This is a genomic window from Bermanella marisrubri (assembly GCF_012295615.1).
GTDB classification, from domain to species: Bacteria; Pseudomonadota; Gammaproteobacteria; order Pseudomonadales; family Oceanobacteraceae; genus Bermanella; species Bermanella marisrubri.
In genome coordinates this window covers 574,642-587,045 of record NZ_CP051183.1, presented here as the reverse complement: position 1 = coordinate 587,045, position 12,404 = coordinate 574,642, and the positions used below count along the sequence as shown (strand labels likewise).

The following is a 12,404-nucleotide window of genomic DNA, read 5'->3' as shown; positions in this document are numbered from 1 at the left end:
TTGTTAATTACCTAACTGTGGTGGCTTAAACCACGCTTCCAAACCTTGAGATTTCATACGTACTAATAAATCCGTCCAGCGATTAAGTCGATTAGGGTTCCCCACCTTTATACTATTACCTCGCATACGCTCAAGCCAGAGACCTGATGCATTAAAACTATATACTGGGCTTAAATCACGACGTTTGCCTGCTGGCTTAATTTGATCGATCAAGTTATCCAAAATTAATGGCTGTGAGCGAGGTGTAGCGTAATAGGCTAGCACCATGTGTGCTTGATTTAACTCTAGGGCTTTGACATACATGATGCGTAGCTTTTCTTCAGCAATACCTGCTTGAACAAGGGAAAAGTATTTCGCAATGACATAGTCTTCACAATCAGCCGCCCCTTGTGCAAACGCTTCCAACGGAGTCGCCCAATAGTCCTCTTGTTTCCAAATATCGATGTCGTCCCGAAAACGTAGTTGCTCATTAAAAAAGACATTCAAGACTTGTAGCTTTTGTTGTTCTGAATTGGGCTGCTGTGCAACCACAGTTTCACCCCAAGTATGTAGTTTTTTTACAACTGAGTTGCCATAGCGGTCGCTGGCGTATTCGATCAATTTTTTATCAATTAGCTGCGAGACACTTTGCGCCAAGCAAACCCCTACGAGCAGCATTGCTATACAGGTCAAGCTTGTCATGCCATCCCTATGCCTAATCATGCTACTCACCTATCCACACTGCCTTTGGCTGAAAATTACAAATGACCATTTAATAACTATAGGCACCAAAATTGACTTTATGTGGATTTTTAGCGGATCAATACGCAAAACCTATATTGCGTTCAGGAAATTAGTCAGAAGCTTGCTATGGTTTAAGGAGTAGAGGATGCGAATATGAGTCACTTAGAACAAGAAAGTGCTTCTGAAGCCATGAAACGTCATTTTGCTAGCCGGGTATCCAATCAGGCTCGCATTATCTTTGACCGCTGGCGCAGTTTAGAAAACCAAGCTCTGGATGCACGAATGGTTCACGAGTTAATCCTAGGAGTCGAAAAGCTTCTGCGACATGCCCAACGATTTGATACACCTCAGTATGAAGAGCTAGCAAAGACTCTCATTACTCAACTTAAACTCTTACACAATAATAAAGGTAAAGGCACCCACGAACAGCTCAGTAAACTCAATACCCATATGCTTAAATTGGGTCAAAGCAGTCTGCGTCACGGAGATAATAACAGCCCTGATGCCATACCCAAGGTTAGACCAGTGGTCTTACTACTGAACCCTGAGCTGGGTGTTAAACTCACCGAGCAGCTTGAGCACTTCAGTATTAACAATATTTTGGTGACGTCTGAGAGTCACTTTTATCAAGTCTTAGGGCAAGAAGACATTGCTCTTTTTATCGCCGATGTCGATTTCGCACAAAGCAATCATGGCCTAGAACTGATGCAGGCATTGCATAATACTGATAACGCATTACTTCCCAAGATCTTTGTAAGTGAAAGCGGTAACGCCACGCTGCAACAGAGATTGGAAGCCAGTCGTGCCGGTGGCATACGCTTCTTAGCAAGGCCTCAGGTGCCGCAAATTATTCGTGCTGTTGAAAAGTTCTATAATCCGCAACCTGAAGCCCCTTACAAAGTACTCATTGTCGACGATTCCAAAAGCCAAGCACTCTTCACTGAAAAAGCGCTTAAATCTGCAGGTATGGAAACAGAAGTCATCATCGATCCTATGGTTATGCTGGACACCATGACTGCATTCCAACCTGAAATAATTGTCATGGACATGTATATGCCCGGCTGCACAGGTACAGAGCTTGCCTCAGTTATTCGCCAACAACCAGAATATGTGCGCATCCCCATCATCTTTTTATCCGGTGAAGAAGATATTGATATCCAGCTAAACGCCATGAGCCACGGCGGAGATGATTTTCTCACTAAACCTGTCGATCCCGGCCACTTAGCCACCACAGTGCAAAATCGCGGTCAGCGTGCGCGGGTATTAAATAATTTGATCGTAAAAGACAGCCTTACAGGACTGTACAATCACACCCATATACTTGAGCGTCTCTATCAAGCTTGTCAGCAGTCTTGTGAAAATGACGAGCCACTCAGCTTTGCTATGATCGACATCGACTTTTTCAAAAAGATCAACGACAACTATGGCCATCCAGTGGGCGACAAGGTTATCTCTGCACTGTCTCTTTTTCTTAAACAACGATTACGACGTAGTGATAGCATTGGTCGCTATGGCGGTGAAGAATTTGCCATCGTCATGCCCAACACCAAAGGCCATGATGCCCTCCACGTGATGAATGAAATTCGCAAAGTATTCAGCCAACTTGTTCACAGCACATGGGAAACGGAATTTACCGTCAGCTTCAGTGGCGGCGTATGTGAATTTACGGGAAGCAATAGTGAATTCATTATTGAGCATGCTGACGAAGCTTTATACGAAGCAAAAAAACAAGGGCGCAATAATGTTCAGCTCTATGTCGAGGACGACTAATACCCGCATTTTTCAGGACTTTACAGAGTGACAGGCATTAGGCAAACTCGTTTTATTTCTGAAGAGTATAATAATGGCGTCCATACTGGTACTAAACGGCCCCAATCTCAATTTACTCGGCACTCGAGAACCCGATATTTATGGTGCAGATACGCTGGACGATGTATCACAGCGCCTCATTCATCAGGGTCAAACCGCAGGCCATCATGTACTGACCTTTCAAAGCAATGCCGAATACGAATTGATTGAACGTATTCATGAAGCAAAGGGTGAAGATATTGATTTCATCATTATCAACCCGGCCGCTTTTACCCACACGAGTGTTGCGCTGAGAGATGCTCTACTTGGAGTGGCAATACCATTCATTGAACTGCATATATCCAACGTTCATCAACGCGAGGCGTTTCGTCATCACAGCTACTTTAGTGATGTCGCCGTGGGTGTCATTTGCGGATTGGGTGTTCAAGGCTATGATTTAGCGTTGCAAGCGGCCATACAGCAAGTAGAACGCGCCTAGCGCACCGTCGGTAAAGCCGCTATAGTGGCGCCCTTTTTAAGTTGAAGCAAAAGACACAAACATGCCGTGGATTCAAGCCATCGTTGATATCAACGCCCAACAAAGCCAAGAGATCGAAGATTTGCTCATGGCTATTGGTGCCGACGCCATCACTCTCAAAGATGGTGCAAATCAACCAATATATGAACCGCCATTGGGTACGACACCGCTTTGGGATCAATTGAAGTTAGTTGCCCTATTTGATGCGGAAAAACCACTGCAATTACAGATGCAACAGCTTAAAGCCTTGTACGAGCAAGAGACCCAGCAAACGTTTCCTAATTACAAACTCGAACTGGTTGAAGATAAAGACTGGGTTCGTGAGTGGATGGATACGTTTAAACCTATGCCGTTTGGACAACGTTTATGGATTTGCCCAAGCTGGTTAGAACCTGAAGATAAAAACGCTGTGAATCTTAAACTGGATCCAGGCTTAGCTTTTGGCACCGGCACACATGCTACAACTTCTCTATGCCTGAAATGGCTAGACGGACAGCAGCTGGATAATCGCTCCATTATCGACTTTGGTTGCGGCAGTGGTATCTTAGGCATCGCTGCGATGTTATTGGGGGCCCGTGATTTACTGGGTATCGATATCGACCCACAAGCGATCCTTGCCAGCAATGAAAACAGTGAGCGAAATGGGCTTAACCCAGACAGTTACCACTATTGTTTGCCAGAAGACGCCCCTCAACAACAAGCAGATTTGGTGCTCGCCAACATTTTAGCTGGCCCCCTTGTAGAATTAAAAGACAGCATTCTGAGTTATTTGAAACCAGGCGGCGACCTAGTACTCAGCGGTATTTTAGCCAGCCAAGGACAGACCGTTGCCACGGCCTACGACTCGGAATGCGACATATTATCCATTGATGAAGAAGATGGCTGGGTGCGCATTTGCGCAAAAAAACGAGTGTAATCAATAATTAGCGCTTTAAATCATAACAACAAGCCATAATAATAGCGCCCATGACAAATCAGGCCCACATTACAAAGTGTCCAAAATGTGACACCACATTTCGCGTCACCGATGCTCAGCTAAAAGTAGCCAAGGGTGCGGTGCGTTGTGGTGCCTGTTTACAAGTTTTCCGTGCGAGTGATCATTTTCAAGAAGAAAAACCATCTGATACGCCAGTAAGCAAAGATGATCGAACACAAGACATGTTTGCCGAGGAGAGCGAAAACCATCCAAGTGCCAGTGAAAACAAATCCAGTAACCATTTACTAGACAGCGATGACGATATTGTTTTTGCCGATGATCCAGATGAAGACCTTATTGATGATGGTGATGTGCTGATTCAAGACGAAGAAAAAGGCTTGGAAATCAGCGAAGACTTTCTATCTCTCAATCCTGAAGAAATCGAAGACCCATTCTTCTCTGACAGCGATAAACTGAAAGAAAGTGTCAAAGACGACAGCGATACCAGCAATGATGAAAGCTGGGCGGAAGCCTTATTAGATGACAGTGATAGCGACGCTAATGATTTCGCAATGCCTGTTAGTCAAACACCGAAGCAGCTCAAGCAAAACGCTCCAGATCCAGTGGCGAAGCAAAACTTTGCTTACATTGACAATGATCCTATTGATCTAAGCTTGCCGCAAAAAACCAGCAAGGCAAGGCTGATCGCCCTATTCTCTGGCTGCATCGTTTTAACCTTAGTCTTGATAGGCCAGGTTTTCTTTTTTAATTTTGATTCTTGGTCTCGCCAGGCTGAGTATCGACCTTTATACCAACAATCCTGCCAAGTGTTAGGTTGCGAGTTACCGTCCACGTACGATCTGAAAAAAATTCGCACTACCACGAGCCCACAGGTTAGCAGCCATAGTGATTACCAAAATGCTTTGGTAGTAGACATTCTGTTTATGAACCATGCAGATTACCCACAGGCGTTTCCCAAAGTGGAACTCAGTTTCACCGATAAAAATGGAAAAGTAATGGCTCAGCGACTTTTCCTACCCAGTGAATATTTAGCTGGCGAAGCGGCTGGCTTGGATCGCATGCCCTCTAACACACCGGTTCATATCGCATTAGATATTCAAGACCCCGGTCCTCAAGCAAGCAGTTATCGAGTGCGATTCGTCGCTCCGTAAGGCGACTGTTGTAAGAGCAACCGCGTTTGTAAGCACTCGCAAATAAAAATCAACTGTTGACTTTTTCATAACTACTGGCTGGAGAAAAAATCATCAATTTTTGATGAAAACAGGCCCTGTCAAGCCTTTCGCCTTCCCTACTTTGCGAGTATCATAGCCGCCTCTTAAAACGAGCAAAAAACAACCAACTTGTCACCCATGTTCCAGATCGGTCAATACACTATTCAACACCCTGTGGTGCTTGCACCAATGGCGGGTGTCACAGATCGACCTTTTCGACAGTTATGTCGTCAATTGGGGGCGGGATTGGTAGTCAGTGAAATGGTGACTAGCGACGTTAAACTGTGGAACAGTCGCAAGTCTCGGCAGCGCTTGGATCATGCAGGTGAAGCTGAACCCATTTCAGTACAAATTGCCGGTGGCGATCCTGAAATGATGGCGCAAGCGGCCATTATGTCGGCTGCTCATGGTGCTCAGATTATTGATATCAACATGGGTTGCCCTGCCAAGAAGGTGTGTAACAAAGCCGCAGGCAGTGCGTTAATGAAGGATGAAGTCTTGGTAAGAGACATCCTTCAGGCTGTTGTGGATAGCGTTGACATACCAGTAACGCTGAAAATGCGCACTGGTTGGGCGCCAGAGCATAAAAATGCGCCCGTTCTTGCAGGAATGGCAGAAGAAATAGGGATTGCCGCGTTGGCGATCCATGGACGCACCCGTAGCTGTGGCTACAAAGGTGAGGTGGAATACGACACCATTAAAACCATCAAGCAGAATGTAAACATTCCGGTTTTGGCCAATGGCGATATCACCAACGCCGAACAGGCCAAATTCGTATTAGATTACACAGGCGCAGATGGGGTAATGCTAGGTCGTGCTGCCCAAGGACGTCCTTGGATATTTAGAGAGATAAACCATTTTTTAACCACGGGTGAACCGCTAGCAGCACCTTCAATCAAAGAAGTAGAAGCCATTCTGATCGGGCATTTACACGCTCTATATGGGTTCTACGGTGATTACTTAGGTGTACGCATCGCGAGAAAACACGTGGGTTGGTATCTTCAAGCGCATGATCACGATCGTGCTGTACGGAAACAGTTTAACCAACTGGAATCCTGTGAAGACCAAATAGCATTAATAAAGACTTTTTTTAATCAACACCTGGGGAAGGAACAAGCGGCATGAGTACCCATGAAGCGCCAGAACTAAACAACCCTCTTGAGCAAAGCACGGTATCACCAGCAGGTAATACAGGCTTATCTACAGAGAACACTCAGACTTTGCGTGACAGCGTTGAACAAGCTCTAGAGAGTTATTTTGCTCAACTAGACGGACAGCCTGTAAGTGACGTCTATGAAATGGTTTTATCAGAAGTAGAGGCGCCTTTGTTGGAAGTGGTAATGCGCTACACTCGCGATAACCAAACAAAAGCATCGGTATTACTTGGCTTAAATCGCGGTACGCTGCGTAAGAAGCTAAAACAGTACGGTATGCTTTAAGCCCTATCACATCGACACACTGGACGCTGCTTTTGCAGCGTCTTTGCTTTTAACCTCTTGAAAAATTGACTAATTGATCAACTATGGCAAGTGCATCCGCAATTACTCCTGTTCGTCGCGCGCTTATCAGTGTTTCTGATAAAACCGGCATCGTAGAATTCGCTCAAGCCCTAGCGGCACAAAATGTAGAGATTCTCTCCACTGGTGGTACCTTCAAACTGTTACGCGAAAATGGTGTTGATGCCATTGAGGTAAGCGATTACACAGGTTTCCCTGAAATGATGGATGGCCGTGTCAAAACGCTTCATCCTAAAATCCACGGTGGTGTTTTAGGACGTCGCGGACAAGACGATGCCGTCATGAGCGAGCACGGAATCAACCCTATTGATCTAGTCGTAGTCAATCTATACCCGTTTGAAGCGACCACAGCGAATCCCGATTGCACGTTGGAAGATGCCATTGAAAACATTGATATCGGTGGTCCAACCATGGTTCGAAGTGCGGCGAAAAATAACGCCCACGTAGGTATTGTGGTGAATGCATCAGACTACGATGCTGTTCTAGCGGATATCGAGAATAAAAAAGGCCTAAGCTCGAAATTGCGTTTTGATCTAGCACTAAAAGCGTTTGAACACACTGCTGCGTACGACGGTATGATTGCTAACTATCTTGGTCGCATTAATCAACAAGCAGACGAGCTGACTACAGCAGATATGTCTGAATTCCCGCGTACGTTCAACACCCAATTTGTTAAGGCACAGGACATGCGCTATGGTGAGAACCCTCACCAAAATGCAGCGTTTTATGTGGAAGCCAATCCCAAAGAAGCCAGCATTGCAACGGCTCAACAAATTCAAGGTAAAGAGCTTTCATTCAATAACGTGGCTGATACAGATGCAGCGCTTGAGTGTGTAAAATCCTTTACTAAACCTGCCTGTGTCATCGTTAAACACGCCAACCCTTGTGGTGTAGCCGTCAGCGAAAATGGCATCAAAGAAGCCTACGACTTAGCCTTCGCCACCGATACTGAATCTGCATTCGGCGGCATCATTGCTTTCAACCGTGAATTAGATGGCGAAACGGCTGCTGCCATTGTTGAGCGTCAATTCGTAGAAGTCATCATTGCACCAAGTGTTTCCAGCGATGCTCGCTTAGCTGTTGCAAGCAAGAAAAACGTTCGCTTATTGGAAACCGGCGAGTGGTCAACCGAGCGCGTCAATGGCTTAGACTATAAACGCGTAAACGGCGGTCTATTGGTGCAAGAACGCGACAACGGCATGATTACAGAAGCCGACCTAAAAGTGGTTACTCAACGTCAGCCTTCTGAAAAAGAAATGCATGATCTTATCTTTGCATGGAAAGTGGCCAAATTTGTGAAATCGAATGCCATTGTTTATGCCAAGAATCGTCAAACTGTCGGAGTAGGCGCGGGTCAAATGAGCCGAGTTAATTCTGCTCGTATCGCTGCCATTAAAGCAGAGCATGCTGGTCTTGAAGTAAAAGGTTCAGTCATGGCATCGGATGCGTTCTTCCCATTCCGTGACGGTATCGATAATGCTGCAAAAGCGGGTATCGCAGCAGTCATTCAGCCAGGCGGTTCGATTCGTGATGAAGAAGTGATTGCCGCTGCAGATGAGGCGGGAATGGCAATGGTATTCACCGGGATGCGTCACTTCCGCCATTAATTAATTGGGGAGGCTCTTTTCCTCCCTGACTTTGTTGTAGAACCTTTCGCCCATGCTCATGTAGGTCCCCTACACTGCGCTGAGCAAAAGAACCTACGCCGAGTCAGGAAGAAAAATACCACTCCCCTAGAAGCGTTTGCGAATATTCAATGCCGCTTACGCTTTTTACGATTAACTATTTATAAAGGTCGTTTAGAGAAACAACCTTGTTATTTTTAAACGATTCATTTTAAGCTCTCTTTTAGTGTTAGGACGCAGAGATATTTGCTCCTAACGAGGCGCAAGAAAATTTAAAGAAGGCGTGTAGCTTGCCTACATAACTGATTTAAATTTTCTTGCAACAAAGTTAGGGGCAAAAAGATCAAGTCCGAAAGGTAAAGATGATGAATGTATTGGTGATAGGCAATGGCGGCCGCGAACACGCCCTAGCCTGGAAAGCCGCTCAAAACCCAAACGTAAAAACCGTTTTCGTTGCACCCGGCAACGCCGGCACGGCCATCGAGCCTAAACTGGAAAACGTCGACATCGGTGTTTTAGAGTTCGACAAACTTGCCAAGTTTGCCAAAGAAAACGGTTGTGAACTGACCATCGTTGGTCCAGAAGCACCCCTTGTTGAAGGGGTTGTCGATTTCTTCCACGAGCAAGGTCTAAAAGCATTTGGCCCAAGCAAAGGCGCGGCTCAACTTGAAGGATCGAAAGCCTTTACGAAAGATTTCTTGGCTCGTCATAAGATTCCAACCGCAGATTATCAAAACTTTACAGAAGTTGAGCCTGCTCTAGCGTACCTAGAAAAAATGGGCGCGCCGATTGTAGTCAAAGCCGATGGCCTAGCAGCCGGTAAAGGCGTGATCGTTGCAGAAACTCTTGAGCAAGCACAAGACGCTGTAAAAGACATGTTGTCTGGCAATGCCTTTGGTGATGCGGGCTGTCGCGTGGTTATTGAAGAATTTTTGCAAGGCGAAGAGGCCAGCTTCATTGTTATGGTTGATGGCGATAACATCTTACCTATGGCGACTAGCCAAGATCACAAGCGTGTCGGTGACGGTGACACTGGTCCTAACACCGGCGGTATGGGTGCGTATTCACCGGCACCTGTTGTCACTGATGAGGTTTATCAGCGCACCATGAAAGAAGTGATTGAGCCGACCGTTCAAGGTATGAAGGCCGAAGGTAATGATTACACAGGTTTCTTATACGCTGGTTTGATGATTGATCCATCCGGTGCACCTAAAGTCATTGAATATAACTGTCGCTTTGGTGATCCAGAAACGCAACCTATCATGATGCGCATGCAGTCTGATTTAGTTGATCTTTGCTTGGCCGCTATGGAAAAAGATGGTTTAGCTGGTAAGACTGCTGACTGGGATGAACGCGCCTCTATTGGTGTTGTGCTGGCTGCCGGTGGCTACCCTGCGTCGTACAACAAAGGTGACGTTATTTCGGGTTTACCTGAAAGCGAAATCGCTGGTGAAAAAGTATTCCATGCAGGCACTATCTTAAATGCCAACAATGAAGTGGTAACCAATGGTGGTCGTGTATTGTGTGCGACGGCACTTGGCAATAGCGTCAGTGAAGCACAACAACGTGCTTACGAACTAGCCAAACGCATAGAGTGGGAAGGCTGCTTTTTCCGCAGTGATATTGGCTATCGCGCCATTGCTAGAGAAAAGTCGTAATTTATTTAGTCTAGGCATACACAAGGGAGTTCATACTCCCTTTTTATGTGCTTGAACAGTCGATTTACGCTTCAGACTCGGGTACATTCAAATGCATTCAAGGACTGTTTGCACCTAACATGATTCGTCTATTACTCTCATTATTGTTTTTCCTGAATGGAATCCTCGTCACGCTGCCTGTCTATTCAGCTGATGGCACTAAGCACCGAACAACTATTATTTTGGCTGATGGACCAATTAATATTGAGTTTTCTAATTTCATTGAGTATTTGCACGCAGACGCCCACGCGTTCAGCTTGAGCCAATTGCAAACACAAACAACCGATAAATTTAGTCCGATTCAAGATTCATTAGTGCTTAAAGCCAATGAGCCTTATTGGCTTAGGTTTCACATCAGTAATCCAACCAAGAAAGTTTTACCACTAGCGTTAAGCTTAAGCGATAAGGCCGTACAAATTAATGGGGCCTATATTTATAATAATAACCAATGGCAACTTTATCCTGAGGTCAATCGGCAAACTCTGCTTAGTAACTACCAAGCGCTGGTTATTAATATTCAAGCTAAGTCTGAGCAGTGGTTTTATTTAAGAGTAAAAGCAAATAAAACAACGCCGATCACACCTCAACTACGCGACTTACAACATCATAACAATGCCTTCACTGTGGTCCAGCAAGTTTACGCAATTAACGTTGCACTCTTGGTGTTTATTGCTTTATTACATGTCGCAGCTTTACGTTTCCATCACCATGTACGTCATTACATTGTAGTTTATATGGCATTAGTAGGTGCATTATTCGCGGTCAGTCACAGCCCATTAATTAATTGGCCCCAATGGATGTTAGCTGCAAGTGACCTATCACCGTGGTTGGTTTCATGCGGGTTAGCGCTCTCTAGCTTCTCTACAGCCTTTTACCGAAGACACTTACGCACTAATCGATCTTGGATGGTGGTAATGATGTTGGTTTTGCTCACTTTATTTATTGTCAGTTTAAGCTACACGGCGCAGCTTTTCATTGCGCTACTTCCTTTGCTATTCATTATCGTATTTAGTAAACCGCGCAGTATCAGCTTTATACTCGCATGCTTGATATTAACTAGCAGTATCGCCTGGCAAATAGGCTACGTATTATGGCCAGAATCCCTCGTCGCAAGCACAGGCATAATGGATATATTAGCCTTAAGCTCAAGTATTTTATTGGCCAGCTTCAGCATGACCTTACCTTATTTTAAGCGACAAGTTCGACTCAAGACTCCAAATAACAACATCCGTCACGCGCAGTTTTTAAGTAAACTAACTCATGAATTGCGCACACCCATGAATGGTGTTTTAGGTATGGAAGAGCTTCTACTCGAAACCAATTTAAGTGCTAAGCAAAAAGACTACGTCGAAACCATTGGCGTTGCCGGTGAGGATATGGTGCGCTTAGTCAATCGTGTATCGGATTATGCCAAATTATTAACTGGCCGTTTTCGCGCTAATAACGAGGCGATGAACCTTGCAGATATCATCGATCAAATCATTGCTAAATTCCAACTTGTCATCCACCAAAAAAATATCGAATTGGTCATTAACTTAGATCCGAATTTACCTGAGTTTATTGAGTGCGACGAGAAGCATTTAACCAGTATTTTAGAAAACTTATTGGAGCATGGCATCAATCGTACTGAACACGGAGAAGTTGAACTACGAGTCACTTGGAGTGAACATCAACATTTGTTTTTCAGTGTTCGTGACACAGGAAAAGGCATTAAAAAAGAGACACTGAAAACTCTATTTGATGACAAAATACACCTCTCTCATATTCATGATGTGAGTTCCGCAGGATTCTCACTTGTTTTAAGTAAACAATTAATCGAACATTTGGGCGGCAACCTCTTTGTTGATAACCAAACAGGAGAGGGCTCCACTATTAGCTTCACGCTGCCCTATAAAGTTGCCCGCGAATACAAAGAAAAGAATCCATTAGAAAGTCTGTTGAAAGGGCTGTCTATTCTAATCGTGGATGATAACAGCACACTACGCAAAGTATTGCAGCGCTATGCCAAAAGCTGGGGTATGCATGCAGAAACCACTCATAGCGGTAAAGAAGCACTAGCCAAGCTGCGCAGCCAAACCAATCTCGATGATCCATTCGATATCATACTGATTGATCAAGATATGCCGATCATGAATGGATTTGAGTTAGCGCGGCGGATCTCTAACGATAACGAAATTAACCAAGAGCTTGTGAAAATAATGCTCACGGGATTGAGTATTGATCAGCACGCTCCTGAGCTACGAGATACCGGCATACAACAGTTGCTAACCAAACCTATTAGTGCCAACGCATTGAAACAACACTTAGCAACCCACATCGAAAAAAAGTTAGAAATGCAATAAAGCGTATAAAAGTTGATCCTGCACAT

At 44.9% G+C, this 12,404-nt stretch carries 10 protein-coding genes; 9 read left to right on the top strand and 1 reads right to left on the bottom strand.

Annotation, left to right across the window (positions count from 1 at the left end):
* Positions 1–3 precede the first annotated feature (3 nt).
* Entirely contained in the window at positions 4–681 is a 678-nt protein-coding gene (locus HF888_RS02660) for a transglutaminase-like cysteine peptidase (protein WP_040298122.1), read from the bottom strand.
* 195 nt (positions 682–876) lie between these two features.
* On the opposite strand from HF888_RS02660, the gene HF888_RS02655 reads away from it, so the two are divergent.
* The 9 genes from HF888_RS02655 to HF888_RS02615 all read left to right on the top strand — a co-directional run bounded on the left by HF888_RS02655 (position 877) and on the right by HF888_RS02615 (position 12,378).
* Positions 877–2,493: a diguanylate cyclase gene (locus HF888_RS02655; protein ID WP_007018767.1), complete on the top strand. Its 1,617-nt coding sequence runs from the start codon at positions 877–879 to the stop codon at positions 2,491–2,493.
* 73 nt (positions 2,494–2,566) lie between these two features.
* Complete coding sequence (gene aroQ / locus HF888_RS02650; protein WP_007018766.1) at positions 2,567–3,010, top strand: type II 3-dehydroquinate dehydratase; 444 nt, start codon at positions 2,567–2,569, stop codon at positions 3,008–3,010.
* 61 nt (positions 3,011–3,071) lie between these two features.
* Complete coding sequence (gene prmA / locus HF888_RS02645; protein ID WP_007018765.1) at positions 3,072–3,965, top strand: 50S ribosomal protein L11 methyltransferase; 894 nt, start codon at positions 3,072–3,074, stop codon at positions 3,963–3,965.
* Between the two features lie 50 nt (positions 3,966–4,015).
* The gene (locus HF888_RS02640; protein WP_007018764.1) at positions 4,016–5,137 is read left to right on the top strand and encodes a DUF3426 domain-containing protein; all 1,122 of its coding nucleotides are present in this window, start codon (positions 4,016–4,018) and stop codon (positions 5,135–5,137) included.
* A gap of 198 nt (positions 5,138–5,335) precedes the next feature.
* The gene (gene dusB / locus HF888_RS02635) at positions 5,336–6,322 is read left to right on the top strand and encodes a tRNA dihydrouridine synthase DusB (protein ID WP_007018763.1); all 987 of its coding nucleotides are present in this window, start codon (positions 5,336–5,338) and stop codon (positions 6,320–6,322) included.
* A complete protein-coding gene (fis, locus tag HF888_RS02630) occupies positions 6,319–6,636 on the top strand; it encodes a DNA-binding transcriptional regulator Fis (RefSeq protein WP_007018762.1) in 318 nt (105 codons plus the stop codon). The genes dusB and fis overlap by 4 nt, the downstream gene beginning before the upstream one ends.
* 83 nt (positions 6,637–6,719) lie before the next feature.
* Complete coding sequence (purH, locus tag HF888_RS02625) at positions 6,720–8,321, top strand: bifunctional phosphoribosylaminoimidazolecarboxamide formyltransferase/IMP cyclohydrolase (protein WP_007018761.1); 1,602 nt, start codon at positions 6,720–6,722, stop codon at positions 8,319–8,321.
* 383 nt (positions 8,322–8,704) lie between these two features.
* Entirely contained in the window at positions 8,705–9,997 is a 1,293-nt protein-coding gene (gene purD / locus HF888_RS02620; RefSeq protein WP_007018760.1) for a phosphoribosylamine--glycine ligase, read from the top strand.
* A gap of 119 nt (positions 9,998–10,116) precedes the next feature.
* Positions 10,117–12,378 (top strand): response regulator, encoded by a 2,262-nt coding sequence (locus tag HF888_RS02615; RefSeq protein WP_007018759.1) that lies wholly within the window; start codon positions 10,117–10,119, stop codon positions 12,376–12,378.
* Positions 12,379–12,404: the final 26 nt, after the last annotated feature.